This is a genomic window from Stenotrophomonas sp. S49 (assembly GCF_016624905.1).
In the GTDB taxonomy this organism is placed as follows: Bacteria; Pseudomonadota; Gammaproteobacteria; order Xanthomonadales; family Xanthomonadaceae; genus Stenotrophomonas.
In genome coordinates, this window is record NZ_JACVUD010000061.1 from 1 (window position 1) to 26,264 (window position 26,264).

At 66.1% G+C, this 26,264-nt stretch carries 26 protein-coding genes; 10 read left to right on the plus strand and 16 right to left on the minus strand.

Going from position 1 to position 26,264, the window contains the following annotated elements:
- Positions 1 to 169: 169 nt before the first annotated feature.
- Genes IAE58_RS13400 through IAE58_RS13410 form a run of 3 tightly spaced genes read right to left on the minus strand, consistent with a single transcriptional unit; the run spans position 170 to position 4,008 of the window.
- On the minus strand, positions 170 to 1,489 hold the full coding sequence (locus IAE58_RS13400; protein ID WP_199933904.1) for a cytochrome c: 1,320 nt from the start codon (positions 1,487 to 1,489) through the stop codon (positions 170 to 172).
- Between the two features lie 10 nt (positions 1,490 to 1,499).
- The gene (locus tag IAE58_RS13405; protein WP_108753168.1) at positions 1,500 to 3,275 is read right to left on the minus strand and encodes a GMC family oxidoreductase; all 1,776 of its coding nucleotides are present in this window, start codon (positions 3,273 to 3,275) and stop codon (positions 1,500 to 1,502) included.
- 4 nt (positions 3,276 to 3,279) lie between these two features.
- On the minus strand, positions 3,280 to 4,008 hold the full coding sequence (locus tag IAE58_RS13410) for a gluconate 2-dehydrogenase subunit 3 family protein (protein ID WP_199933905.1): 729 nt from the start codon (positions 4,006 to 4,008) through the stop codon (positions 3,280 to 3,282).
- A 189-nt stretch (positions 4,009 to 4,197) separates the two neighbouring features.
- Between IAE58_RS13410 and IAE58_RS13415 the strand changes: the two genes are divergently transcribed.
- Positions 4,198 to 5,112: a LysR family transcriptional regulator gene (locus IAE58_RS13415; protein WP_199933906.1), complete on the plus strand. Its 915-nt coding sequence runs from the start codon at positions 4,198 to 4,200 to the stop codon at positions 5,110 to 5,112.
- On the opposite strand, the gene IAE58_RS13420 is transcribed toward IAE58_RS13415, so the two are convergent.
- Together IAE58_RS13420 and IAE58_RS13425 are read right to left on the minus strand one after the other, a co-directional pair.
- Complete coding sequence (locus IAE58_RS13420) at positions 5,109 to 6,044, minus strand: GAF domain-containing protein (protein ID WP_199933907.1); 936 nt, start codon at positions 6,042 to 6,044, stop codon at positions 5,109 to 5,111. The two genes, IAE58_RS13415 and IAE58_RS13420, sit on opposite strands and share 4 nt — an antisense overlap.
- Before the next feature lie 75 nt (positions 6,045 to 6,119).
- Positions 6,120 to 6,770: a TetR/AcrR family transcriptional regulator gene (locus IAE58_RS13425; RefSeq protein ID WP_199933908.1), complete on the minus strand. Its 651-nt coding sequence runs from the start codon at positions 6,768 to 6,770 to the stop codon at positions 6,120 to 6,122.
- A 331-nt stretch (positions 6,771 to 7,101) separates the two neighbouring features.
- Between IAE58_RS13425 and IAE58_RS13430 the strand changes: the two genes are divergently transcribed.
- A complete protein-coding gene (locus tag IAE58_RS13430) occupies positions 7,102 to 9,216 on the plus strand; it encodes a TonB-dependent siderophore receptor (protein ID WP_233614940.1) in 2,115 nt (704 codons plus the stop codon).
- Between the two features lie 211 nt (positions 9,217 to 9,427).
- Here IAE58_RS13430 and IAE58_RS13435 read toward each other — a convergent pair whose 3' ends face one another.
- Positions 9,428 to 10,111, minus strand: a complete 684-nt coding sequence (locus IAE58_RS13435; RefSeq protein ID WP_199933910.1) for a type 1 glutamine amidotransferase domain-containing protein — start codon at positions 10,109 to 10,111, stop codon at positions 9,428 to 9,430.
- A gap of 101 nt (positions 10,112 to 10,212) precedes the next feature.
- On the opposite strand from IAE58_RS13435, the gene IAE58_RS13440 reads away from it, so the two are divergent.
- From IAE58_RS13440 to IAE58_RS13455, 4 genes are all read left to right on the plus strand, one after another.
- The gene (locus IAE58_RS13440) at positions 10,213 to 10,803 is read left to right on the plus strand and encodes a DUF998 domain-containing protein (RefSeq protein ID WP_199933911.1); all 591 of its coding nucleotides are present in this window, start codon (positions 10,213 to 10,215) and stop codon (positions 10,801 to 10,803) included.
- Between the two features lie 281 nt (positions 10,804 to 11,084).
- Positions 11,085 to 11,354 (plus strand): hypothetical protein, encoded by a 270-nt coding sequence (locus tag IAE58_RS13445; RefSeq protein WP_108762062.1) that lies wholly within the window; start codon positions 11,085 to 11,087, stop codon positions 11,352 to 11,354.
- Between the two features lie 158 nt (positions 11,355 to 11,512).
- Positions 11,513 to 12,196, plus strand: coding sequence for a hypothetical protein (locus tag IAE58_RS13450; RefSeq protein WP_199933923.1), 684 nt, complete (start codon positions 11,513 to 11,515; stop codon positions 12,194 to 12,196).
- A 109-nt stretch (positions 12,197 to 12,305) separates the two neighbouring features.
- The gene (locus tag IAE58_RS13455; RefSeq protein WP_108749681.1) at positions 12,306 to 12,602 is read left to right on the plus strand and encodes a hypothetical protein; all 297 of its coding nucleotides are present in this window, start codon (positions 12,306 to 12,308) and stop codon (positions 12,600 to 12,602) included.
- Here the strand turns inward: IAE58_RS13455 and IAE58_RS13460 are convergent.
- Genes IAE58_RS13460 through IAE58_RS13475 form a run of 4 tightly spaced genes read right to left on the minus strand, consistent with a single transcriptional unit; the run spans position 12,595 to position 14,825 of the window.
- A complete protein-coding gene (locus IAE58_RS13460; protein WP_108753158.1) occupies positions 12,595 to 13,170 on the minus strand; it encodes a GNAT family N-acetyltransferase in 576 nt (191 codons plus the stop codon). The two genes, IAE58_RS13455 and IAE58_RS13460, sit on opposite strands and share 8 nt — an antisense overlap.
- A gap of 4 nt (positions 13,171 to 13,174) precedes the next feature.
- A complete protein-coding gene (locus IAE58_RS13465) occupies positions 13,175 to 13,708 on the minus strand; it encodes a tail fiber protein (RefSeq protein WP_199933912.1) in 534 nt (177 codons plus the stop codon).
- A 31-nt stretch (positions 13,709 to 13,739) separates the two neighbouring features.
- Positions 13,740 to 14,270, minus strand: a complete 531-nt coding sequence (locus IAE58_RS13470; RefSeq protein ID WP_108753156.1) for a tail fiber protein — start codon at positions 14,268 to 14,270, stop codon at positions 13,740 to 13,742.
- Positions 14,271 to 14,300: 30 nt separating this feature from the next.
- Positions 14,301 to 14,825, minus strand: a complete 525-nt coding sequence (locus IAE58_RS13475) for a tail fiber protein (protein ID WP_199933913.1) — start codon at positions 14,823 to 14,825, stop codon at positions 14,301 to 14,303.
- Positions 14,826 to 15,121: 296 nt separating this feature from the next.
- Between IAE58_RS13475 and IAE58_RS13480 the strand changes: the two genes are divergently transcribed.
- Complete coding sequence (locus IAE58_RS13480) at positions 15,122 to 20,173, plus strand: putative Ig domain-containing protein (RefSeq protein WP_199933914.1); 5,052 nt, start codon at positions 15,122 to 15,124, stop codon at positions 20,171 to 20,173.
- 55 nt (positions 20,174 to 20,228) lie between these two features.
- Here the strand turns inward: IAE58_RS13480 and IAE58_RS13485 are convergent, their stop codons facing one another.
- Positions 20,229 to 20,843, minus strand: a complete 615-nt coding sequence (locus IAE58_RS13485) for an energy transducer TonB (RefSeq protein WP_199933915.1) — start codon at positions 20,841 to 20,843, stop codon at positions 20,229 to 20,231.
- 112 nt (positions 20,844 to 20,955) lie between these two features.
- Here IAE58_RS13485 and IAE58_RS13490 point away from each other — a divergent pair, with 112 nt between their 5' ends.
- The 3 genes from IAE58_RS13490 to IAE58_RS13500 all read left to right on the plus strand — a co-directional run bounded on the left by IAE58_RS13490 (position 20,956) and on the right by IAE58_RS13500 (position 22,790).
- Complete coding sequence (locus IAE58_RS13490) at positions 20,956 to 21,606, plus strand: NAD(P)H-binding protein (protein WP_199933916.1); 651 nt, start codon at positions 20,956 to 20,958, stop codon at positions 21,604 to 21,606.
- A gap of 73 nt (positions 21,607 to 21,679) precedes the next feature.
- Complete coding sequence (locus IAE58_RS13495; RefSeq protein WP_233614941.1) at positions 21,680 to 22,423, plus strand: hypothetical protein; 744 nt, start codon at positions 21,680 to 21,682, stop codon at positions 22,421 to 22,423.
- 4 nt (positions 22,424 to 22,427) lie between these two features.
- Positions 22,428 to 22,790, plus strand: a complete 363-nt coding sequence (locus tag IAE58_RS13500) for a hypothetical protein (protein WP_199933917.1) — start codon at positions 22,428 to 22,430, stop codon at positions 22,788 to 22,790.
- A 60-nt stretch (positions 22,791 to 22,850) separates the two neighbouring features.
- Here IAE58_RS13500 and IAE58_RS13505 read toward each other — a convergent pair whose 3' ends face one another.
- From IAE58_RS13505 to IAE58_RS13525, 5 genes are all read right to left on the minus strand, one after another.
- Positions 22,851 to 23,093, minus strand: coding sequence for a hypothetical protein (locus IAE58_RS13505; protein WP_199933918.1), 243 nt, complete (start codon positions 23,091 to 23,093; stop codon positions 22,851 to 22,853).
- A 16-nt stretch (positions 23,094 to 23,109) separates the two neighbouring features.
- Positions 23,110 to 23,388, minus strand: a complete 279-nt coding sequence (locus IAE58_RS13510) for a hypothetical protein (protein WP_199933919.1) — start codon at positions 23,386 to 23,388, stop codon at positions 23,110 to 23,112.
- A gap of 25 nt (positions 23,389 to 23,413) precedes the next feature.
- On the minus strand, positions 23,414 to 23,911 hold the full coding sequence (locus tag IAE58_RS13515) for a hypothetical protein (RefSeq protein ID WP_199933920.1): 498 nt from the start codon (positions 23,909 to 23,911) through the stop codon (positions 23,414 to 23,416).
- A 20-nt stretch (positions 23,912 to 23,931) separates the two neighbouring features.
- On the minus strand, positions 23,932 to 24,594 hold the full coding sequence (locus IAE58_RS13520; RefSeq protein WP_199933921.1) for a hypothetical protein: 663 nt from the start codon (positions 24,592 to 24,594) through the stop codon (positions 23,932 to 23,934).
- Between the two features lie 83 nt (positions 24,595 to 24,677).
- Positions 24,678 to 26,201 (minus strand): EAL domain-containing protein, encoded by a 1,524-nt coding sequence (locus IAE58_RS13525; protein WP_199933922.1) that lies wholly within the window; start codon positions 26,199 to 26,201, stop codon positions 24,678 to 24,680.
- Positions 26,202 to 26,264: the final 63 nt, after the last annotated feature.

Consider the following 26,264-nt stretch of genomic DNA (forward strand, 5'->3'; position numbering starts at 1 on the left):
CACGCTTTGCGCGTGAGTGCCAACCAAGGTTGGCACCTACCGGGGTAATGCGCCGTGACGCTTTGCGCTTGAGTGCCAACCAAGGTTGGCACCTACCGGGTAATGCACCGCGACGCTTTGCGCTTCTGTGCCAACGAAGGTTGGCACCTACCGGGGCAATGCACCCACGCTACGGTGCTTCCTGCCGCAGCTTCTTCGCCTGCGCGGCGTTCACCGCGCTGGCCTTGTTGCCGAAGTCCTGGCGGATGAAGGTGGCCAACTGCGCGATCTCTTCATCGCTCAACCGATCGGCGAACCCGGGCATGCCCAGGTTGGACGGCCGCTGTGCAGTGGAAGGCAACGCGCTGCCATGCAGCAGCAGGCGCACCAGCGTGGTCGGATCGTCGGCCAGCACCGTCGGGTTGCCGGCGATGGCCGGGAACACGTTGGTATAGCCCTTGGCATCGGTGCGATGGCAGGCGGCGCAGTTGTCCACGTACAGTTCGGCGCCGCGGCTGTCATTCACCCCGGCCTGCAGCTTGCGCGCAGTGGCATCGTCCCGGGCGTATGCGGACGGATCGTGCGCGCTGGCCGGAAGGCTCTTCAGATAGACCGCCATGGCCTGCAGGTCGGCGTCGGTCAGGTGCTGGGTGCTGTGCACCACCACGTCGGCCATCGGCGAACCCACAACCGCGCTGTGTGCATTGCGTGCGGTGCGCAGCGTATCGACGATGTCCTGCGTGCTCCACCGGCCCAGGCCATCGGCGTTGTTGCCGCGCAGGTTCACCGCATTCCAGCCATCGATGATCTGCCCGCCGGCCAGGTATGCGCTGCCCGATTCATCCAGCGCCTGTTCCTGCAGCGCCAGCCCGCGCGGGGTGTGGCAACTGCCACAGTGTCCCAGGCCCTGCACCAGGTAGGCGCCGCGTGCCTGTTCGGCACTGGCATAGCGGCTGGGGTCGAAGGCCACCGCATCCGCATCGGGGGCGAAGGTCTTGCGCCAGATCGCCAACGGCCAGCGCATCGACAACGGCCACGGAATGTCGGCGGCCTGGTTCGCCTCCTTCACCGGGGCGATGTCACCGTGCAGGAAGTAGGCATGCAGCGCCCGCACATCCTCATCGGTCAGGCGTGCATAGGACGGGTAGGGCATGGCCGGGTACAGGGTGCGGCCATCGGGGGTGATGCCGTGGCGCACGGCACGGTCGAAATCATCCAGCGAATAGGCACCAATGCCGGTGTCGCGGTCCGGGGTGATGTTGGTGCTGTAGATGTTGCCCAGCGGCGAGGCCACCGCCAGGCCACCGGCGAACGGCTTGCCGCCGGGCCGGGTGTGGCAGGCGGTGCAGTCGCCGGCAGCGGCCAGGTAGCGACCGCGTTCGATCAGGGCGGCATCGGCCGCCGGTGCATCGCCCAGTACCCGCGTGCGGGTCGGCACGAAGGCGTAGGCCAGGGCCAGCAACAGCAGCACCAGGGCAATCACCACGATCCACAGGAGAAGCTTCTTCATGGGCGTCTCCTCAGGCCTGTACCAGCGGGCCCGGATCGGGCAGGTACTTTTCGCGGATGGCCGTGGCCGCCCAGTACGCCAGCCCGCCGACCAGCCCGGTGGGGTTGTAGCCGTTGTTCTGCGGGAACGCGTTGGCGCCGATCACGAATACGTTCGGCACGTCCCAGCTCTGCAGGTAGCGGTTCAGTGCCGAGGTCTTCGGGTCGGCGCCCATGATCGCGCCACCGCAGGTGTGGGTGCTCTGGTACTTGGTGATGTTGTAGTGCTCGCCGTCCTTCTTGGCATCACCGCTCATGGAAAGCGGATTCAGCACGCGGCTCATCTCCATGGCCTTGCCCACGAAGAACTGCGAGGCCTTGATCTCGTTGGGGTGCCAATCGAAGGTCATGCGCAGCAGGGGCCGGCCGAAGCTGTCGGTGTAGTTCGGGTCCAGGCTGAGGTAATGCTGGCGGTAGGCCATGCACGCGCCCTGTACTTCGTAATAGAAGTTGTGGCGGAAGTTGTCCGCGGCCGCCTTCTTCCATGCCGCGCCCCAGCTGGGCGTGCCCGATGGCACGTTGATGCCGCGCACCGGGCCGGCGCCGGGCTGGCGCGCCCAGACCAGGCCACCGCCGACGAATCCGGCCTTGGCGTTGTCCAGCTGATTGCCGTTCAGATCGTCCATGGTGGTGCCCGCACCGCCAATGCCGATGAAGCCGTTGGCCTGCACGCTCTTGTCGAAGAACAGCACCACCCGGTTGAGGTTCTGGTAGGAGTAGTTGCGCCCCACCGTGCCGGTGTTCGATTCGGGGTCGTAGGGCGTACCGATGCCGGACAGCAGCATCAGATGCACGTTGTAGAGCTGGAAGGCGCACAGCAGCACCAGGTCGGCCGGTTGCTGCACCTCACGTCCCTGGGCATCCAGGTAGGTCACACCGGTGGCCTGCTTGCCGGTGCTGTCCAGGTCCACCTTCAGCACCTGCGAATGGGTGCGCAGTTCGAACTTCGGGCGCTGCCGCAGCACCGGCAGGATGCAGGCGTTGGGGCTGGCCTTGGAATAATTCAGGCAGCCGTAATCGCTGCAGAAGCCGCAGGCATTGCACGGGCCCAGCTGGCAACCGTAGGGGTTCACATACGGGCCGGAGGCATTCGAGGCCGGAATCGGATAGGGGTGCCAGCCCATTTCCTTGGCCGCCTTGTAGAACAGTTCGCCGCCCAGGTAATTGGGGTTGGGGCCCAGCGGGTACTCGGCCGAGCGCGACCCTTCAAACGGGTTGCCGCCGGCCTGCACCACGCCATTGATCACACCGGCCTTGCCAGAGGTGCCGCAGACCAGCTCGAACATGTGCAGGTGCGGTTCCAGTTCGGCGTAGCTCAGAGGGAAATCCTGGATGGTCATGTCATCGGGAATGAAGCGCTTGCCGTAGCGTTCTTCCACGTTGGTGCGCAGCTTCATGTCTTCCGGCAGCGGGCGGAAATGCGCGCCCGACCAGTGGCTGCCCGCACCGCCCACGCCGGTGCCGGGCTTGAACGAGCCCATCTGCCGGTAGGGCACGGCGGTGTCGGCCGGGGTGTGGCGAATCGTGACGGTTTCCTGCGCCAGGCTCTGCAGGTAGCGGCGGTGTACCGAACCTTCAAGCTCGTCCACCACGTTGGGGTAGGCGAAATCAGGTTGGGTATCGCGGTCGCCGCCGCGCTCGAGCGCGACCACGTGCAGGCCGGCGTCGGTCAGTTCCTTGGCCAGGATCGCCCCGGTCCAGCCCATGCCGACGATCACGGCGTCCACTTTCGGTTTCGTGATGGCCATGCGCTCAGCCCCTCCGCCCAGCCAGGTCCACCGGCGGCAGTGGGTAGGCCTTGTCGCGCACCCCGATCCAGTCCAGATAGTCGGCACGCATGCCCGGGTAACCGATCATCTTCCACGCGGCCATTCCCTTGTTGGCCCCGTACTTGGGGTCGGCGAAGTAGCCGTTCTTCACTTCACCCAGCAGGTTGGAGAAGAACAGCTTGCTGGAAATGGCGTCCAGCTCCAGCTTGCCGCCCTCGGCGGCCTTCAGCAGGATTTCCTGCTGGGCGTGGTCCAGCTGGGCGAAGGTCTTGCCCTGGAACTGTTCACGGCAGTGCGCATCGACGGCGCCAATGCCCACCCGCACGATATCGCGCAGCGGCAGCTTGCCCTGGTATCCGAATTCGCTGGGCGCTTGCAGGAACGGGCCCTGCATGTACCAGATGGCGCCGGCGGCGTAGGGCGTCTGCATGTGCCGGTCGAGGAACTCGGGCACGCCCGATTCCACCGCGCCGGGGCCGGTCTCGTCGGCGGGAATCAGCCGATCGCAGGCCGCGACGATGAAGGCCCATTCGGCGGCGTTGAAGAATTCGGGGCGGTAGTCGACGGTATCAGCGGCCGGCGCCTGCGCGTCCGCCGCCGGCGTGCCGGGCGCACAGGCGGGCAGCGCGGCGGCCACGGGAATCAGGGTCAGGCTCTGGAAAAAGCGGCGGCGGCTCAGCGCCGGCGCCATCGGTTCGGCGTCATCGTTCATGGGGGGTGGCTACCTGTGGGGTGGCTGGTGCACAGCTTTGCGCGCGTCCTGTCGCGGTGGCGTGCTCGACATCGGGCCCGGCGCCGGCCGCTCCCCGGCCGACATGGATCGATCCATTGTGTTGCTGCGTGATGCTTTCCGGAATGGCAATATGGGAAAGGTGCTGTTGCCTGAAAGGAAATAATCGCGATGATCGAAGACCTGGGCGAACTGCGGACCTTCGATCGCATCGTGCATGGCGGCAGCCTGTCGGCCGCCGCTCGTGACCTGGGTGTGTCGCTGGCAGTGGTCAGCAAGCGGCTGTCAGCGCTGGAGCGGCGGTTGCAGGTTCGGCTGCTCAACCGCAGCACGCGCCGGGTCTCGCTCACCGACGAGGGCAGCCTGTTCCACCAGCATTGCCGCCAGGTGCTGCAGGCGGTGGAAGCGGCCGAAGCGGCGCTGGCGCAGCGCCAGGACCTGGTGGCCGGCGTGTTGCGGGTGACCGCCCCGAATGGTTTCGGGCGGCGTCACGTGGTGCCGGCGGTGCGGCGGTTCCAGATGGCGCACCCCGGCGTGCGCGTGCATCTGTCGCTGCGCGATGAGATCGTGGATCTGGTGGGCGAGGGCATCGAGCTGGCCCTGCGCTACGGCACGCTGGACGATTCGCGCCTGGTCGCCCGGCAACTGGCGCCGAACCGGCGGGTGCTGTGCGCATCGCCGGATTACCTGCAACGGCGCGGCATGCCGCGCAGCATTGCCGATCTGCAGCAGCACGACTGCATTGCCTCGGGCAGTCCGCCGGTCAGCCATTGGCGCTTCGGCCAGGGCGACGCCGCGCTGGCCCTGCCGCTACAGGCCAGAACGCTGTGCGACGACGGTGAGGCGGCGCATCTGATGGCGTTGCAGGGCGCCGGCATTGCACGCAAGTCCATCTGGGACGTGGCCGAAGACCTGCAGGCCGGGCGTCTGGTGGAAGTGCTGCCCGACCATGCGCTGGCCACCTCGCCGTTGAGCGCGGTGCATGGTTCGGGCAAGCAGCTGGCACCGCGCGTGCGCGTGTTCCTGGACCACCTGCTGCAGCACCTGCGCAGCACGGTGGCCTGGCGCTACGCCAACGCCGATTAGCCGCGTGCGTCCTTGGCGTTGGCCAGCGCCTGGTCGGCGCGCACGAAGACCGCGGTGGTGCTCTCGTCGCGGGTACCGGTGGCCACGCCCAGCAGCAGGGAGCGGCCGAGGCGGCTGGCGGCTTCATCGGCCACGCCCTGCAGCGCATGCAGGGTGGCATCGGCCTGGTCGGTGCCCAGCACCGCAATGAACTCACCGCTGCCGGTAACCCGGTTGATGCTGTCGCCACGCTCGGCCTGCAGGCAACGCTCCAGCGCCGCATCCAACTGCTGCAACTGGCGGTCCAGGCCACGCTCGCCCAGTTGTTCGGCCAGCGCGGCCAGATCCTGCAGTTCCAGGATCACGATGGTGTAGGGGGTGCCTGCGGCGGCAGTGTCAGTGCCGATGGGCTCGGCGGCGACCGTCTGTTCCAGCAGAGCCACCACTTCCTGCTCGCGTTCGCGACTGCGCGCTTCCATCAGGTTCATGGTCAGCCGGGCCAGCGCCTGCAGGGCCTCGCGTTGCACCGGGGTAAGCGAGCGCGGTGACAGGTCGACCACGCACACACTGCCCACCGCCGCACCGCTACCGGTCACCAGCGGCATGCCGGCGTAGAAGCGTGCGCCGATCTCCTTCAGCACCGGGTTGTCTGCAAAGCGTGCGTCCTGGCTCAGATCACCGACTTCCAGCAGCTGGCTGGGCTCGCGGATTGCATGGTCGCAGACCGCTACATCGCGGTCGGTCTGGCTGCCGTCCAGCCCGGTGCGGGCCTTGAACCACTGGCGGTCGCGGTCAATCAACGTGACCAGCGCCATCGGCGTGCCGCACACGGCGGCGGCCACTTTCACGATGTCATCGTAGGCCGGCTCGGGCAGGCTGCCGACAATGTGCAGGGCATCGAGCGCACGCTGGCGTTCGGTTTCGGAAAGGGCGGTCGAAGCGTGGTCGGTCATCGTGTTCCCGGGCAGGCGTTGGACACCACCATGCTAGAACACGCGCGTAAGCGATGGATGAACCACTGCCGCACCTCAGCCGCACGCGGGCGCCGGCAGCGAAAGCGCCTGCAGATCGGCTTCACCACGCACGATCTGCATCACACCCAGCACGAGCGCATGCATGCCCTGAGCGAACTCCCGTTCGACTTCCGCCGCATCACGCGCGCGCTCTTCGTCAGACAGTCCATCTTCCCGCGTGCCGGCGTACAAGGTGTCGGCGGCGGCCACGCAATGGAAGGCCACGGTCGACAGCAGCCAGCGTGCCTGTTCCGCGGGCAGGCCATAGGCGGCTGCAACGGTCTGCTGGTGCGAGGCGATGCGAGCACTTATCGTCGGCGAAGCCACCGAGCGGCGCAGCAGATGGGGGGCAAGGCCGGGGTGGGCGATCACCAGATCGCGCAGCGATGCGATGAAGGCGATCAGGTAACGCGGCAGGTCCTGCCCGTTGCCATCGTCAACCGGCGGCATGTTCCAGCCCTCGAAGATCGCATCGGCCACGGCGGCTTTCAGTGCCTCCAGGCTGGGAATGTGGTTGTACAGCGTCATGTGGGTGACGCCCAGCTGCCCGGCCAGCCCGACGAAGGTCAGGTCACGCAGGCCCATGGCCATGCCGGCCTCGACGATGCGTGCATGGCTGAGTTTCTTCGGGCGCCCCCGCGCCGGGGCTTGCTGGCTGTCGATCATCGATCCTCCATTGTTGCGGGCAGGGCCATCCGGCGCTGCCGCCGGCTGGCTTGACCATATATTTTATAGCAATGATAATTAAGCGCATCGCGCAGCACATCGCCTGCGCCACGGCGCGATCGTAGCAACCGCGCCCACCTGCTCCCAGCCAGGCATCGGCCCAGCCGACAACCTCCGCCTGCACCAACGCACTCCCCCCGTCGGGCTCCAGGCCACGGCGCAGGCTTCGTCATGCCCAGGAATACCAATGACGTCCGATGTTCGTTGCCTCCCTTCCTTGTACTGCGCGCGCGCAGGTGCAGCCAACCCACTGCGGTTCGCGCTTGCCGCCATGCTCATTCTGCCGGCGCCCTCGGTGCTGGCACAGGCCGTTGCTGCAGCCACCACCAGCGCCCCCACGGTGTCGACTCTGGATTCGGTGAACGTGCGCGAGACCCGGGGTGTCACCGATCCCTACGCCGGCGGCCAGGTAGCTTCAGGCGGGCGCATGGGCCTGCTCGGCAACCGCGATTTCATGGATACCCCATTCAACACCATCAGCTATACCGAGGCGTACATCGCGAACCGGCAGACGCGCGACATCACTTCGGTCATCGCCGCTGCCGACCCCACGGTGTTCACCAACAACGCCTCGGGCGCGTGGAGCGAGAACTATTCCATCCGCGGCTTCGCCTCCAGCACCACCGACATGACCGTGGACGGCATGTTCGGCATGGCGCCGTTCTACCGCACCTCGCCCGAGATGTTCGAGCGCATCGATGTGTTGAAGGGTCCCTCGGCACTGCTCAATGGCATGCCGCCGGGCGGCTCGGTCGGCGGCACCATCAACCTGATCCCCAAGCGCGCGGCTGATGCGCCGCTGACGCGGGTGAGCGCGGATTACAGCTCTGACGCTCAGTTCGGTGGCCACGTGGATGTGGGCCGCCGCTTTGGCAGCAGCAAGCAATGGGGCGTGCGCTTCAATGGTGTGTATCGTGACGGCGAGGGTGCCGTCAGGCAGCAGGACAAGGGCTACCAGCTGGGCGCGCTCGCCATGGACTGGCGCGGCGAGCGCAGCCGTGCATCGCTGGATGTCTACAGCGCCGAGGACCGCATCCATGGCCCCACCCGTGGCGTCAGCCTGGCCCCCGGCGTGGCCGTACCGAAGCCGCCGCGCGCGGACGTGCTGATCAACCCCGACTGGGGCAGGGTGGAGAGCCGCGACAAGGGCGCGATCGCCCGTGGCGAGTTCGACTTCAACGACCACGTGATGGGCTATGCCGCCTTCGGCGCCAGCGACACGCACTACAGCTACAACGGCGCAATCAGCGCCCTGGTGCTCAACGATGCAGGCGACTTCCGCACCACCGTCGCGCAGCTGGCGTTCCATACCCGCAAGCAGTCGGCCGATGTGGGGGTGCGCGCACGCTTCAGCACCGGGCCGGTCAGCCACCAGCTGGCCGCCAACGCCACCGCCTACCAGCACAAGCAGGATGACTACGGTCGCCGCAGCGTCCCCGAAGCGAGCTGGGTCACCAACCTCTATTCCCCCATCTGGAACGAGGCGCCGCCGTTCATCACCCCGCACATCATGCAGACCGAGGTGAAGCTGCGCAGCATCGGCGTGGCCGACACCATGGGCTTTGCCGGTGATCGCCTGCAGCTGACCCTGGGCGTGCGCCGGCAGCAGGTGCAGAGCGATGCGTTCGACATCAGCACCGGCGCACTGTCCGCACGCTACAAGCAGAGCGCCACCACGCCGGCCGCGGCGGTGCTGTTCAAGCTGGGCCGCAGGATTTCGCTGTATGCCAACAGCATCGAGGGTCTCAGCCAGAGCGCCACCGCACCCACCACCGCAGCCAATGCCGGCGAAGTGTTCCCGCCGTTCAAGACGAAGCAGGCGGAGCTGGGGCTGAAACTCGATGCCGGCCGCTTCGCGCATTCGTTCAGTCTGTTCCAGATCAAGCGGCCCAGCGGCTTCACCGACCCGGTGTCGAACCTCTATTCGTTCGGCGGCGAACAGCGCAACCGGGGTGCAGATTGGAGCTTCTTCGGTTCACCGCTGGACGGCGTGCGCCTGATGGGCGGCGTGGCCTATGTACAGCCCAAGCTGACCCGCACCCAGAGCGGCATCAACCAGGGCAAGCTGGCCACCGGCCTGCCCAAGCTGCAGGGCAAGCTGAGCGCCGAGTGGGATCTGCCGATGCTGGAAGGTGCCAGCATCAACGCTGGCGTCACCTCCATGTCCAAGCAGTTCATCAGTGCCGACAACACCCAGTGGGTGGCCGGACATACTGTGTACGACCTGGGCGCGCGCTACAGCACGCAGTTCGCCGGGCGGCCGCTGACCCTGCGCGGCACGATCAACAACCTGACCAACAAGGCGTATTGGGGCCAGCCGCTGCTGTCCAGCCTGGCGCTGGGTGCACCGCGGACCTACACGTTATCGGCGACCATCGATTTCTGATGGATATGACCCCTCCGGCATCTAGTCGGTGCTGGAGGGGGCGGGGTGATCGAAGCAGTCGAGCGAGCTCGACTCCACCGAACTGCGGCGGGGTCAGAGCCCTTTCCGCAAGGAAAGGGCTCTGACCCCATGGATGGCATAGCCGCGGTAGATCCACGCCATGCGTGGATGCTTCGTGGCCGTCACGCACTGCAGTCGAGCAAGCTCGACTCTACCGGGCCGTGGCCAGGCGCAGCAGTTCCTTGGCCACCAGCTCGGAACTGGCCGGGTTCTGCCCCGTCACCAGCAGGCCGTCGGTCACGCCATGCGGTGCCCAATCCGCGCCCTTTTCATAGGCAGCACCCAGCGCGATCAGTTCGTCTTCCACCAGGAACGGCACGATATCGGTCAACTCGACCGCCGCTTCCTCGCTGTTGGTGAAGCCCGTCACCTTGCGACCCTTCACCAGGGGCGAACCGTCGGCCGCCTTTACATGGCGCAGCACGCCCGGCGCATGGCAGACGAACCCCACCGGCTTGCCCGCACGCTCGAACGCTTCGATCAGCGCAATGGATGCCTTCGACTCGGCCAGATCCCACAACGGCCCGTGGCCGCCGGGGTAGAACACCAGGTCGAAATCCTCCTGCTTCACACTGTCCAGCTTCACCGTGCTGGCCAGCGCCTGCTGCGCCTTCGCATCGCCCTTGAAGCGTTCGGTCAGTTCGGTCTGGAAGTCGGGCAGGTCGCTCTTCGGGTCCAGCGGTGGCTGGCCACCAGCGGGGGAGGCCAAGGTGATCTGCGCACCGGCATCGCTGAACACGTAGTACGGCGCAGCGAACTCCTCCAGCCAGAAGCCGGTCTTCTTGCCGGTGTCGCCCAGTTGATCATGCGACGTCAGAACCATCAGGACCTTCATGAAGCGCTCCGCAGTGGGGTGGGGCAGCAGTATGCGCGCGACCGGGGATGCAGGGCGTCAACGGTGCGACGCTTTGAACCATCGGCAGGCCCGTTGCATCCATGCTCATCAAACCTCAACCGGCAGATATCTGGACCATGCGCACCGTTACCCTGCGGCACCTGTCCCTCGTCCCCCTTCTTGCCATGGGGGTGCTGGCTCTGGCTGGGCTGCTGGTACCGGGTTACAGCATCCTCAGCCAGCACATGAGCGAACTGGGGCTGCTGCAGGGGTGGCCGAGGTGGGTGGAAAGGTCCGCCGCCGTCATCAGCGGCGCCGCGATCCTGGTCTTCAGCGTGGCGTTGTTGGCCCATGGCAGCCGCTTCGCCTGCTCCGCGCTTACGTCGGCATTGTTTGCCGCCTGCATGATCAGTAACGGGGTTTTCACTACGGGCAGCCCACTGCACGGGCTCTATGGCATCGGCATGTTCTCGGTGCTTACACCCTTGTTGTTCATCAGCGAGCTCGGGCAGGCCGGTTCGGCGTGGCTGCGTCTTGCCTCGCGCGGCATTTCGCTTATTGGCGTGCTGTACCTGTGGATGATGGTGTGCGGGTTCGATCCGGCCGCCTACCGTGGGCTGACCCAGCGGCTGGCGGCACTGCCCGCGTTCGCGTGGTACGCGCTGGCGGCAATTGAACTGCGTCGCGCGTAGGGTGCCGATGACCGACATGACGGCTGAATAGGGCAGACCTCGCCCCAGCGTGCATGAAGGCCGCGGACAACCGTGTGCGCTTGTGCCACAAGGAACGCTGGCTGCAGCAATAGCGGCCATTACAACCGGCGTTTGAACAGCCTCTGGACCATGAACATTTACACGCCATTTCACATTTCTTCACGCCCCCTCCACCACGTCCAACCGTAGCTGAAAGGCGCTCGGTCAACTGCCGAAAAGGCCGCTATATTCGGGCTTCCCCAGACGAAGGAGGGAGTGCAATGTTCCTGAACCAGCAATACAAGACCCTGGCCCGCACGCTCGGTGTAGCCATCCTCGCCGCCGCCGCTCTCAGTGGTTGCGCCACCTACAAGGACGAATTCGCAACCATCAATTCGCGTCTCGACGCGCTTGATGTGAAGGTGCAGGGCGCCGCCCAGAGCGCCGAGTCGGCCAACCAGTCGGCACAGCAGGCCAACCAGCGCCTGGACCAGATCGAAGGCCGCGTACAGCAGCTTGAATCGGCACCGCGCCGTACCCCGCGCGGGTGATCGCTCCCCCACGCAGTACCCGTACTGTTTGACCCGGACACCGGTGGCCGTCGCGGGCCACCGGTGCCCACCCCGTAGTACACGTAGCAAGGAGTCGTGCCATCCCTATGTTCCCCACCCCTGCAAACCGGCCGCTGCGCGCTGCGCTGGCCATGGCCCTGGCGCTGACCCTTGCCGGCACCGGTGTGGCAAGTGCGAAGAACGGCACGCCGCCGGCACCGTCTTCGGCGGTTGATGAACTGCCCGAAGGGCAGAGCGTCTCAGACACGGTGATTGAACTGGCCGGTTGGGTGGTGGCCAGCAAGGACAGCCAAGGCTATCCGTTTGCCATCATGGACAAGGCGGCCGCACAGATCCTGGTGTTTGGTGGCGACGGCAAGCTGCGCGGCGCAGCACCGGCATTGTTCGGCTCGGCCAAGGGTGACCACATCGCCCCCGGGGTAGCGGGCCTGGCCCTGCGCGAGATTCCCGGCCGCGACCGCACCACGCCGGCGGGGCGTTTCATCGGCGGCTTCGGGCCGTCCATCGATGCCGGTCGCGTGCTGTGGGTCGATTACGAATCTGCGGTGTCCATCCATCCCATGCCCAAGGGCACGTCGAAGGAAAAGCGCGCTGAGCGGCTGGCGTCGGCTACGCCCGACGACAACCGCGTGACCCACGGCTGCATCAATGTCTCGCCGACGTTCTACGACGAGGTGGTGAAGTCCACCTTCGAAAAGGGCGGCGTGTTCTACGTGCTGCCGGACAAGGCATCCATTGCCGAAACCTTCCCCGAATTCGCGCAGAGCCGCGGGGGCGCAGCGCAGAACGGCGAAGGCGAACGCCACGCCGGCACCAAGTAATCGGGCACGCAATCGGGCACGTAGTCCGGTTGGCAGGCGCCCCGCGCGGCGCGCTTGCATCCGGCGCTGGCGCAGCCCACCATGCAGGTCGGCCCTGGGGAACCCTGCAATGGAACTGCTGACGCTCGATCATTTCGCCCGCCACGTCGACCAGACCTTCTCGGCCGTCATCAATGATGGCGAAGTGCCGTTCGTGTTGGTCGAGGCCCGCGCCCTGGATGCGTCGCGGGCGATGCCGGGTGCCGCACGTGCGCCATTCTCGCTGTTGTTCCGTAACGCGTCGGCGTTCCTGTTCCCACAGCAGATCTACCCCATGCGCCATCCGGAAGTAGGCGAGGTGGGTATTTTCCTGGTGCCCATCGCCCGTGAACAGGCCGGGTTCCTTTATCAGGCTGTATTCAACTGATCTTGCCGGTCTGCTGCGCGCAGGCGCGCTGCCAGCGCATCAGCAGATGCGTGCCTTGCTGCTCGACCCCCACGAACCCAAGACGCTGGTAGAGGCGCAGCGCGGCTGGATTGGCACCGTCCACGTGCAGTTGCATGCCGCATCCACGCAGGCCGGCTTCATGCTGACTGTGCGCGATCAACGCCGAAGCAACACCGCAACCGCGCTCGGCGGGGAACAGGCTGATGTCCACGATCAGGTCGTGCGAGGCCCCGCACTGCAGGTAGTAGCGCCCGACGGCGGCGCCATCGCGCTCGATGGCCAGAAAGTGCGAGTCGCCGAAGTGGGCCAGATAGTGCTGGTGCTGCAGCGCGAACTGGCTGTCCAGGAACATCCGCTTGGCCGCTTCCGGCCAAGGCACCGGTGCCAGTTCCTCGGCGCGTGTGCTGGCATACAACTCGCGCAGCCACGAAAGATCGCCCGCAACCAGCGGCCGCAGGGTGTGCCCGCGCTGCAGCAGCAGCGCGGGCAGGGTGGGGCAGGCATCGCGGCTTGGCGGAAACGCGGCGAGCGGTGCGGGCGCGGCCATCGGCTCAGCTGAAGCTGGGGAACACGCCCTGCAAGGCGATGCAGAAGTTGGTCGCCAGATAGGGCTGCCGGTTCTCATGGGGCTGCCCGCCACCGGAAGCGCCGATCATTCTTGGGCTGAACTGCGCATTGGCCGTGGCGTTGGTCACAAAGGGCATGCCTGTAGCAGGCACGCCGAGGTAATTGCCCGCTTCGGGCGTCGCATTGCGTTTGCTGCTATCGCGCTGGTTGTAGAGCGTCAGCGAATGGCTGTGCGCCGGAACTGTCTGTTGGGTCAGGGCCACAGCATTGGTGCCGAAGGCCTCGCCGATGCTGTGCGGTGTCAGGCCCGGGCCCTGGCCCTGGCTGGTAGCCGCGCGATTGACGAAGTTGGGCAACTTGAATGTGTTTACGGCATCGCCGCCGTAGCTCGTCCCCAGCAGTGAAAACAGAGCAGTGTTCTGCCGGATGGGCAACGTCGTGCCATCGCAGGTGGCCCAGTTCCGCGGGGCGAAGTTGAAGCCGAACAGCTGGATCTCGCCGAAGAAGGGTTCGGTCATGGTGAATTCCTTGTCGGATGCAAAGAGGGGTTCAGCCCTGCGTCGGGAAAACGCCCGCCCAGGCAATGCAGAACTGCACCGTCAGCGTGGGCATCTGGTTCTCGTGCGGTTGATTGCCACCCTGGCTGACAATCACATTGGGGGCCAGTACGGCCGCGTTGGCGCCGGTGATGTCTTTCACGAAGACGCTGTCGCCCGCCACCGTTGCCGGCAGCACGCCGTTTCCTACCGTGCCGGTAGTAGCAAGGGCGGTGGTGGCCATCAGTGGCGGCGCATGCGCAGGCATCTGCACGGGAAGCACGGTGACCTGCTCAGTGCCTGCCATCTGGCCCACCACGTAGCGGCTCAGTCCTGGGCCTTGTCCCTGGTGGATAGGTACCCGGCCGCGCAGATCGGGCACGCCGAAGGTGGTAATGCCATCGCCACCGTAGGTGGTGCCCAGCAGCGTGTACAGCACTTCATACTCGGCGATCGACTTCAGTGACCCGTCGCATGTAAACCAACCGTTGGGCACGCGCTGAAAGCCGAACATGCGGATTTCTCCGACGTAAGGGGTACTCATGTGAAGCTCCTTGAGCAGTCGTCGGCGCGGTCAGCTGCGCGAGGGGTAAATGCCCTGAATTGCGATAACGAAATTGATCGCCGTATAGGGCTGCAGGTTCGGATGGGGCTGGCTGCCTCCCCCTGTGCCAACGCCTTGCAGGGGAACCAACGTGCCGTTGTCCGGGCCGAAGAGAAGTCCGCTGTCGTTGCCGTACAGACCGTTGGTGGGGTTGCGTACCGCACCCGCCGCGGTGGTGCCGTAGGCCTGCGCGGTGTGCGCGGGCACTTCGTTGCTGATCAGTGTCACGTTTTCCACGCCAGCCACCAGGCCTTGCTGATACTGCGGTGGATTCCAGCCCGGATCGGCCGACGGCCCGGCGCCGACCGGCGTCCGCGATTGCATGTTGGGCAACGCGAAGTTTGTCGTGCCGTTCCCGCCGTACTGCGTGCCCAGCAGCGAAAACAGGGCCTGGTTCTGTGCAATCGAAAGCAACTGGCCGTTGCAGAGAGCAAAATCTTTGGGTGCAAACGAGAACCCCGTGAGCATTATCTGCCCGAGGAAGACTTCGGTCATGCCTTGATTCCCCCGATAGCGTGATGGCCGGACGTCATGTCCGGGCAGCATTTACTCTCGCTCAGTCAGCATGGGCGGTTCAAGTGAAATTTTTGTGCATGCGCAGCAATATCGAAAGCCGGGCAAAGGGGCACTTCCCTTTACCCCCGGAATACTGTTTGAATATGGCGCAGCCGTTCTAAAGGGGTGCGGCTCGGGTCACCGACCTGGCGTCCGCGGACAGGGGTAGGGTCTCGCTGTACCGGCACGGACGCCTGGGAGTGTTCGCGCCTGTGCAGTGCCAACAGGGGCAGAACATGCAACTTTCGTCAGCGCACAGCGTGGGGGCGTCGCGTGCGCGTCCGCATGCCCTGGTTTCATGGTTCGGTTCCTGGCTGGCGGTCGCACTGCTGTGCATCTGCGGTCTGTGGCCGCAGGTGGCCGCCGCCGCACCGTCCACGTTCTGCCCAACGCTGAGCATGTCTGTGGCCCATAGCGGCTCGCAGACCATCGACATCGACCATTGCCACGGCGGCTTTGGTGTTTCTGCAGGTACAGCAACCACTACTCATGGCACCCGCACCGTGGGCCAGCAGACGGTCAATGCGCAGCCGCTCACGTACACCCATAACGGCGACAACGGCACCAGCGATACCTTCGTCATCCAGGATGATTCGGGTGGCGACATCACCGTTACCGTCACCATCGGCCCGGCGGCGGCCATTACCCTGGACGCCAGCCCGGCCGTGAGCCTGCAGGCGGGTACCGCGTTCAGCAGCACCCTCAGCGCCAGCGGTGGCACAGCGCCGTACACCTTTACCCTCGACGCCGGTGCGCTGCCCCCCGGCGTGACCCTGGGCGGCAATACGCTCAGCGGCACCCCCACCCAGCGCGGCGCATATTCCTTCACCCTGCGCGCAACCGACAATGCCGCGGTCAGTGGCACGCGCGCGTTCAGCGGCACCACCGCCAACCCGGTGCTGAGCCTTGCACCCGCCTCGCCGCCGCCGGCCGGGCAGGGCGTGGGCTATTCGGTTACCTTCACGCCCAGTGGCGGCGTGGCGCCCTACACCCTGGCCCATGAAGCCGCCAGCGGTGCACTGCCGCCGGGTCTGTCACTCAGTGGCACTACGCTCAGCGGCACACCGACGGCACAAGGCACCTACACCTTCGGCATCCGCGTGACCGACAGCAGCAGCGGTTCCGGTTTCTATGCCGAAGTGGAGACGGTCACGTTGGTGGTGGCGGCGCCGCCCACCATCACGGTGAACCCGGCAACCTTGGCAAACCCCGTTGTAGGCACGGCCTACAGCCAGACCGTTACAGGCAGCGGCGGTACCGCGCCGTATACCTTTGATATCACCAGTGGCGCCTTGCCGGCTGGACTGAGTTTCAACACCGGCACGGGTGTGATCAGCGGTACGCCCACCGCGGGGGGCGGCTTTACCGTGACGGTGCGTGCGACCGATGCGAGCGGCTTCCAGGGCAGCCGTGCGTACACGAACACCGTGATTGCGCCCGCGATCGCCATCGCACCGACCACCCTTCCCGACGGCGCGGTGGCCGCGGGCTACAGCCAGGTCATCACGGCCAGTGGTGGGACGCCGTCGTACAGCTACTCGGTCACCGCCGGCGCACTTCCCGCTGGTCTCACCCTGAACGCCGGCGGCACGATGTCCGGCACGCCCACGGCCGGCGGCACGTTCAATTTCACCCTGACCGCTACCGACAGTTCGACCGGCACGGGCCCGTTCACCGGCTCCCGTGCGTATGCACTGGTCATTGCGCCGCCCACCGTCAATCTTCCGGCAAGCAGCCTGGCCAATGCGACCCAGAACACGGCGTACAGCGCCGCACTTAACCCCGCCAGCGGTGGCGTGGCGCCCTATACGTATCAAGTCACTGCCGGTGCGCTGCCGGCAGGCGTTACGCTCTCCACTGGCGGCACGCTTTCCGGCACGCCTACAACGGCAGGCACGTTCAACTTCGCAGTAACTGCAACTGACAGCGGCACCGGCACCGGCCCGTACAACTCTGCACCGCGCGGTTACGTGCTGCAGGTCATCAGCAGCCCGCCGGTGGCCAATCCTGCCTCGGCAACCGTGGCGTATAACAGTGGCGCCAATCCGATCACGCTGAACATCACCGGCGGCGCCGCCACGTCGGTGGCGATCGGCACCGCGCCCGCACACGGCACGGCCATTGCCAGCGGGACGACGGTGACCTACCAACCCACCGCAGGCTACGCCGGCCCGGACAGCTTTACCTATACCGCTACCAACAGTGCCGGAACATCGGCGCCGGCCACGGTGTCCATCACCGTGAACAGCCCGATCGTCAGCGTTTCGGCCGTCGGTCCCTTCACTGCCTCGGCTGGCGCCAGCTACAGCCAGACATTCACCTGGAACGGTGGCACGGCGCCCTACAGCAACTACACGGTCACGGGCCTGCCGGCCGGGCTGAGCATCACCGGAACGACGGCAAACAGCGCGACGGTCAGCGGCACACCTGTTGCTGCGGGCACCTTTACGCTCAATGCCAGCGCCACCGACAGCAGCACAGGGACCGGGCCGTTCACCGCTGGCCAGGGGTTTTCGCTCACGGTCGCTGCACCCACGCTCAGCATGACGCCGGCGTCAGGCGGTCTGCCCATGCCATATGGCACCGCCAGCACCATCAACTTCGGCACGAGTGGCGGAACCGCGCCTTACAGCTATTCACTGGTTACGGGTTCGCTGCCGGCGGGCGTCAGTTTCAGTTCGGCAGGCGTTCTTTCCGGTACCCCGACGATGCCGGGGAGTTACAACGTCACGATCCGTTCGGCGGACTCCACCGTCGGCACCGGTGCGCCGTTCAACGTGCAGCAGAACTACACCATCGTGGTGGGCGTACCGACGATCAGCATTGATCCGGCCACCCTGCCCAACGGCACTGCGGCGCTTGCCTACAGCGCGCAATTCACTGCCAGCGGTGGCGCCGCACCGTACACCTATGCACTGCTGGCAGGCGGGCTGCCACAGGGGCTGTCCCTCAGTTCCTCGGGGGCCATCACCGGCATTCCGCGTTCGGATGGCAACTTCAGCATCACCGTGCGGGTGACCGATGGCAACGGGCAGACCGCTGACCGCGTCTACACCTTCTCGGTTGACCCGGCCACCGTGGTCATCGCCCCGGCCGCGCTGCCGGGCGGCGTGGTCGCCACGGCTTACTCGCAAGGTCTGACCAGCAGCGGCGGCATTGCGCCGTACACCTACGCAGTGGTTTCCGGCGCACTGCCCCCCGGTCTCGCCTTCAGTTCGGCAGGCGTACTCAGTGGCACCCCCACCACCGCCGGTAGCTACACGTTCGTACTGCGCTCCACCGACGATGCCGGCTACAACGCCAGCCAGAGCTACACCCTGGTCATCAGCGAGGCGTTGCCGGTCGCCACCGACGATACGGCCACCACCCTGGCCCAGCAGGCGGTCACCATTCCGGTGACGGGCAATGACACGGGTGTGATCACAGCGATTGCCGTGGCCAGCGCGCCGGCACATGGCACCGCTACCGTCAGCGGCTTGAACGTGGTCTACACCCCAGCGGCCAACTACTTCGGCGCCGACAGTTTCACTTACATCGCCAGCGGGCCCGGCGGCAGTTCCGCAGCGGCCACGGTCGCCATTACGGTGAATGCACTGCCGGTGCCGGTGGGGCACCCGCCGGTTGCGGTCAACACGCTGGCCGGTCAAGCGGTGGTGATCGATGCGGCTGCCGGAGCCAGCGGTGGCCCGTTCACCGGGGTCACCCTGGTATCCGCACCGGCCACCGGCACCACTACGGTGAACGGCACGGTCATTACCTACACGCCGCTGGCTACCGCGTCCGGCCCGCAGAACATCGTCTACACGTTGAACAACAGCTTCGGTGCCTCTGCGCCCCTCACTGCAACGGTAACGGTGAACGCCGTGCCGGTGGCCGCATCGCAGCGCCTCACCGCCAATGCGGGGGTGCCGGTGGTGGTGGAACTGACCGCCGGCGCGACCGGTGGCCCGTTCACCGCGGCGACGCTGGTTTCGCTGTCGCCGGCCAATGCCGGCACCGCCACCATCGCCACTTCGGGCAGCGGCGCCAGCGCGGGCTACCACCTGACGTTCACCCCGGCAGCGGCGTTCTCGGGCACGGCCACGGCCACGTTCACTCTGGCCAATGCCTTCACCGCCTCGGCCCCGGCGACCGTTACCTTCGATGTGATCAGCCGGCCGGACCCGACCCAGGATGCCGAAGTGATGGGCCTGCTGGGAGCGCAGACGGCCACCGCGCGTCGCTTCGCCACCAGCCAGATCGGCAATTTCCAGCGCCGCATGGAAGGGCTGCACCAGGGTGGGGAGGGCGCACGCTTTGTCAATGGACTGAGCTTCGGCGTGGATCGTCGCTGCCAGGAAGACGCGTGGCGTACCCCGGGCAGCGATTGCCGCCCGCTCGGCATGCCCGACGACACCGCAGTGGGCGCAGGCGCAGGCAACGCAGCGGCAGCACGCAGCCGTGGCGGCGAGGGTGGCAGCCTGACGCTGTGGACGGGCGGTTCGATCAACAGCGGCGACCGCGATGGTCGTTCCGGAAGTGCCGGCTTCGACTTCCAGACCAGCGGCGTCAGCGCCGGCGCCGATACCCGCCTGAGCAGCGATTTCGCCATCGGTGCAGGCATCGGCTATGGCCGCGATACCACCGATGTCGGCCACAACGACACCCGCAGCAAGGGCGAGAGCTACACCTTGGCCGTGTACAGCAGCTACCACCCGGGCGACCACTTCTTCGTGGACACCCTGCTGGGCTACCAGTTGCTGTCGTTCGATTCACGCCGTTACGTGACGGCCAATGGCGCGATGGTGCAGGGCAAGCGGGATGGCAGCCAGTGGCTGGCGTCGCTTTCGGTGGGCGGTGACTACCAGCGCGACCGCCTGTCGCTGACCCCGTATGCGCGTCTGGATCTGGCCCGTGCCACGCTGGATGCCTACACCGAACAGGGTGACGCGATCCATGCGCTGCACTACCAGGACCAGGACGTGGACACCACTACGGCCAGCCTGGGGCTGCGCATGGACTACCGGGTCCCAGTCAGCGTCGGTACGTTCACGCCGCAGCTGCGGCTGGAGTACCAGCATGATTTCCAGGACGACAGCACGGTGATCATGAACTACGCCGATTTGCCGGGCGGGCCGTTCTATCGCAGCGCGATCGATGGCTTGAAGACCAACCGCTTCGTGTTCGGCCTGGGCGCGGTGCTGCAGACCGAGCGTGAGTTCAGCCTGCGGCTGGAGTACCGCGGCCTGTTCGGCAGCAGCAGCGACACCGACCACGGCGTGCAGCTGAACCTGGAAAAGAAGTACTGAGTACAGAGGGCAGGGCCGAGCACGTACTCGGCCCTGCCATGCTGCGAACCTGCCGTCAGTTCAGCACGAAGCGGATCGGCACTTCCTGTGCTGGCTCGGAGGCATCGAATTCTGCGCCGCAGGCAAACTGCCAGCGCTTGCCTGCGGCCAACGCAGCGTCGTCCAACAGCGGCGAGCCGCTGCTCTGGGTCACGTACGCCAGGCGTGCGGTCTGGCCGTCGCCCTGCGGTTGCAGCGCGAGCAGCACGGTGCCCTGCACGTTGTTGCGGAATGCGGCAGGCGGGTAGCGGGGAGGATTGTGTGCCTTGCTGGTCAGGTCCACCTTGCAGTGCTGGGCCGCATAGGGAACCACCCATTCGGCGGTGCCGCCCTGGTTGCCTTCGCAGCGGTAACGCCACTGTTGTGCGCTACGGCGTACCGGCTCCGCATCGTGCGGGCTTTCCACTGCCACTTCCTTGGCTGTGCCATCGGCGGCCACCTGCACGCGCAGCTTCGCCTCGTGCGCGGGTGCAAGGGTAGTAGCGGGATACTTCAGTTCGGCCACCGCTGCAGGGTGGCGAGCCATGGAATCGGCAATAACTTCGCAGCGGGCGGAGGCCTGCGCTGCGGCCGGCAGCAGGCCAGCAATCATCAGTGCAAACAGCGGTGTATGGCGATGGTACGTTCTCACTCGCGCTTCCTTGTCGGTGATGGATGGGGCAGAGCGCAGCATAGCGGCGATCACGCCTGGTTTCATTCTGGCATTGCACACTACGTGGCGTTTCCTTCGCAGAGGACCTTCAATGAGCCGGATATTTGTGATTGGCGCGGCCGGAAAAGTCGGTCGTGCACTGGTGCAGCAGGCGGCGGCGCACGGGCACCGCGTGGCGGCCATGCACCGTTCCACCGAACAGACGGCCGAGCTGTCTGCCTTGGGCGCACAGCCGGTGCAAGGCGACCTGCTGCAGCTGCAGCCCGATGCGCTCGCCGCACTCATGCAGGGCAGTGACGTGGTGGTGTTCACCGCCGGCGCAGGCGGCAAGGGCGGCACGGCCATGACCGATGCCATCGACGGGCGCGGCCTGGAACTGGCCGTGGCCGCCGCAGCCCTGGCACAGGTCCCGCGCTTCCTGCTGGTGTCGGCGTTCCCCGAAGCCGGTCGCGGCAAGCACCTGTCGGATACGTTCGAAAACTACATGGCGGTGAAGAAGGCGGCGGATGTGCACCTGGCCAGCAGCCCCCTGGACTGGGTGATCCTGCGCCCCGGCACGCTGACCGATGCGCCCGGCACGGGGCGGGTACATGCGGGGTTGGCCATTCCCTATGGTGAGGTTCCGCGTGCGGACCTGGCCGCCGTGCTGCTGGCGCTGGTGGAGCAGCCGCAGGTCAGCCGGCGCATCATTGAGCTGACCGAAGGCCAGACCCCGGTGTTCGAGGCCGTGCATCGTCTGTAGCGTCGAGCTTGCTCGACGGAGCCACCCGCACGCCCACCTGCGCTAGCATGCAGCTTCAAGCAAGGAGCACAGCATGGGCGATGCAATGGACACCCAGTATCTGGACGCCACACCAGCTCCTGCGCACGCGCCCGATGAAGGCCTGACCTTCCACGCACTCTACCGCCGCGTGCAGGGGCTGACGGGCCAGAGCATCTACCCCAAGCCGGGCACTGTTGAGCGCTGGGCGGTGAGGGTGGGTGCGGGTGCCGCGCTGTTGGGGCTGACCACCGGGCTGCTGCTGGACCGCTGGGTGCCTGCCAGCGTACTGCTGCCGTTGCTGCTGGTGTGCCTGGCGGTGGAGGTGGGCGGCTTTGTCATCAGCGGTGTGCTGATGGCGCGCCGGGAGTACCGCCAGTACATCCAGCCCCGGCTCTCGCACGCCAAGGAAATGGATAACGAGTTCGAGCATTGGCAGGCCGTCGTCACCGAGCTCCAGCGGTTTCCCCGGCGTGAGCGCGAACAACGCCTGCGCTTTGTCACTATGCTCCGCGCCAGCATGGGCGAGCGCATGGGCCTGCTCTACGGCGGGCTGCAGAAGCTGGGTCCGTTCCCGCTGCTGATTGCGCTCTACGTGCAGTACCGGAGCTGGAGGGCCAATGGCTGGCAAGGCGTGTTCGACGTGGGCTGGCCAGGCGGCATCCTGATCTTCACCATGGTGCTGCTGTACATCATCGGCTGGATGCTGATCATCCAGCGCGCCCGCCTGGACACTTACGTGAACCTGCTGGAAGCCTCCCTGCACCACGAACCCGTAGCGTCGAGCTTGCTCGACTGACGCCATGGCAACCGTGACGCGTACCATGGCCGTATGTGTGTTCCTGCTAGCGCAGTCCGGATGCGCAACATTCGGAGGCGATCTGATCGTACGCGTCTCCGGAAGCGTGCCAGAACCGCATGGTGACGATGGCGGTCGACAGTGCGAGTTGAACATGCACGACGGCTCAGGCCACGCAGTGGCGGCGATGCCCGTTGGCAGCCATTTCTCGGTCCCGATGATGGTTGTTGCCGGGCCGGAACCCAAGCAGTATCGCTTCACGGTTGAATGCGCCGACGGCCGCCGCTTTGAATCCGCGGCAGTTCCGATCAGTAGTCGGCGCGCCTCCCCCAGGAAAATCGATCTGGGCGAACTTCAGCCGAGGTAGGTTGAAGATGCAAGCAGCTCGGCGTGCGTCATCAGTCGTGCGCCGCGTTGAACGCCGCGGCTACTTCCCCCAACGCCAGCCAGGCGGCGCGCCTTTCAGCCAGCACACCAGCACCAGGACCAGCGATACGGCCCACGTGTACAGCATAAAGGCCAGGGGTCGACTGAAGGGCGAAAACAGGAACGGCCCGGCCACCAGCAGTACGAAGGCCACGCCGTAGACCACCCAGCCTTGCCACGCGCAAGGCCAGCCCCAGCCCCAGCCATAGCGCTTCGGGGTAAACCAGTAGTTCTTCTCAGCCATCTCCCTGTCCCTCGTATTACTCAAGTGCTTCCCTGTGCCATGCCGCGCCTGCCGCAGAGCGTACCGCATTCATCCCGGGCAACAGGTCCGCAACAGCTTCCAGGTCCGGGTGCAGCCGCACGATGGATCCCATCGAAACCACGCGTGCCTGCGCGGGATCAGCCTCCGCGCCGTCCAGGAAGGCCCATGAGTGGTCATCACCGTAGTGGGTCACCACCAGCACGGGGCTGCCATCCAGTACAGCCTGGCTGGTAATGCACGCCGCGTTTGGCGCCTGGTCGAACTTCCATTCCATTGCGTTTGCTCCATGCCGGGGTCGTTCAACGGTCCACCTGCTCATCCAGCATCTTCGCCTGCTGCGCGTAGTAGCGGGCCGATGCCTCATTGTTCTGCGCCTTGAACACCGCGCTCGCCGCCTGCGCTGCCTTGCGGGCTGCGGTGAAGGCATTCGCGTTGTCCTGCCAGACGCTGTCCTCGCCGGTCGTCAGGTCACCGTCCTTCCAGCGCCCGGCGATCAGCCCGCCTTGTTTGCCGCGGGCGGTGTCGATCACCCCGATCACCGGCACGCCATCCTTCAATTCGCCATAGAACACCTCGCCAGCCTCCGCGCCATTGCGACGGCGCAGCACGCCCCGGCCGTCGGCTTTTCCGCCGGGGCAGGCGCCGATCCAGTAGAAGGGCCCGGGAAGGGAACGAGGAGGCACGAACTGGCAGCCGCTTACCGGGTCCTTCGACCAACCGGCTTCCGGGGCAGCCGGGCCGGCGGCGTTCGCGGCGATGGCCAATCCCAGCAGGGCGATGATCAGCGCAGGTTTCATGTCACCGCTCCTTTGGACATTCAGCGGCAGGGATCCTGCTCAGGCGCGGCATCGGGGTAGGGACAGGGGAAGAAGCCCGTGTTGCCCAGTTCGGCAGCCGTGGCCTGCGCCACGCCAAGTGCAACCCGCCAGTGCCCATTCTCCAGCACGGTGCCCACTTCGGCCTGCTGCTCCTGGGCAATCAGGCGTGCAAGGAAGGGGAACGCCGCACGCATGTCGCCGCGTTCGGTCCAGGCCGGCGCGTCCACGATGCGGTAGCGGTAGCGCACTACGCCATCTTCGCCTCGGTCAATGGCGGTGACCTGCCGCTCGCCAAAACAGAGATAGGGTACGACCGAGCTGCTGTTTCCCATGCTATCCAGCCGAAGAAACGGTTTGCCCGTTTCAGTAACGGAGACCCGTGCGCGAGGGGTCGCGTTGGCGCGATCCTCAATCGCCTCGCGGTGCACCAGGTCGGCGGCGATCAGGGCGTCAATTCCCGGGCGTTCCAGCAGCTCCGCGCTTTGCTCGATGGGCCATTGCGGGGCAATCAGCATCGCGCAGACCTTCGATCCGTCCAGCTGAGCGCGCAGATCTTCAGCCAGCGCCGCCGACCCATCGCCTGCGCTGCAGGCCGCCAGTGCCAGCGTGGCAGCCACCACGGCGGCAGAAAACGCAACATTGCGAATACCCAGGTGCCTCATGCGGGGAATTCTCCATGCGGAAATCCCATCTTAGTTCGTGGCTGCAGCGGGCGTTTCGGACGCCCATCACGAAGTGAGCACCATCACTCCAGCATTTCCACGGCGTCGGCCGTCGGCAATGGATAACCGTAGTGCCAACCCTGGCCCACGGCATCGGCAGCCAGTTCGCGCAGCAGGCTGGCCTGCTGTGGCGTTTCAATCCCCTCGATGATCACATCCATCCCCAGCTTCCGGGCAATCTGATACATCCCCGGCAGCACCGAGCGCAGCGGTGAATCTTCGGTAATGGCGGTTACGAACATCCGGTCGATCTTCACGCCCTGGAACGGCGATTCGGCAAGGTGCGAGAAGTTCGCACTGCCGGTGCCGAAGTCATCGATCAGCAGCTTGTAACCCATGGCCTCCAGCTCGCCGATGTTGGCCTTGCCGACGGCGCACAGCTGTTCCCGTTCGGTCACCTCAATGCGTATCTGTGATGGGCGCAGGCCTGCCTCGTGCAGTAAGGCATCCAGATAGCGCACTACATTGGGCTGGGCCAGATCATGCGGTTCTGCGTTCACACTCACATACAGCTGCGGGTGGCGGCGCAGCGAAGGCCCGAGCTCCTGCAGCGCCCGGGCCAGTACGTGGCGGAACAGCAGCGGCGTCAGGTTGAACTGCCGTGCAATGGGCACGAACACCGAAGGGGGAATGTCCTCCCCAGCGTCCGGATGCCAGCGGCTCAGGGCTTCGAATCCGACCAGTTGCTGGTCGCGTATACGGCAGAGCGGCTGATACACCAGCTTTATCTCGCCCTGTTTGATGGCTTGGTCCAGGCGAGCGTGGATCGAGCCGTCCTGGGCGCTTCGCCGGCGCGCCAGAACGTAGGCGCCGACCGCACCGGCGATCGCACTCAGGCACAGCATCAGCGCCAACACCCAGCCAGGCAGCCCGGCAACAGACCGGCGCGGGGTTTCCACCACCACGCAGACGGTGTTCTGCGTGCTGCAGGTGCGGCTGTGCACGGTGGCGGCCTGCGCGGCGGGAGCCGTACCCGGTTGCAGCCTTCTGATGGTGTAGCTGCGATCACCCGCAACGATGCTGAGCGTGCTCGTGCTGGTGGCCAGCCCGTCTATGCCGTCGAATGCCGAGGTGGAGGAAACACTGAAAATGCCGTCGCGGGCAATCAGCGTCGTGCCCTCATACCGGGTTCCGGCCAGATCTTCGCTCAGCCAGACCTCCGAGTTTCCCAGATGGAACGTCGGCGGCGGCAGCGGCCTTGCAGCCAGATCGCCCCAGGTGGCCGAGCAGGTCAAACGCCCCTCATCAAGCCGCCCAAGATCGGCAATGAAACTGGAGTGGAAGGTGAGGGCCTTGAAACGCTCCAGCTCCTCGGCTGAGCAGGGCGTGCCCGGTACGCGCAGAGCCTCATCCATCACATCGCGTCGCACGCGGGTAATGGTCTCCGAGCGCCCCAGGACCGCCTGGGCGATCCGCTCGGACGTGGCATCGTCTTCTGAATAGAGCACGGCCTGCGCCCCGGCCAGCAGGGCGGCCGCGGCCAGCGCGGCGATCACGATGGCCTCGGTAACAGCGCGGCGGCGGGCGGTTGCTCGAATCAGGCTCAAGTACGGCCCCCTGTACGACATGGCGTCTTGGGCTGGGCCCAGCATGGGGCCAAGGGGCGGTGG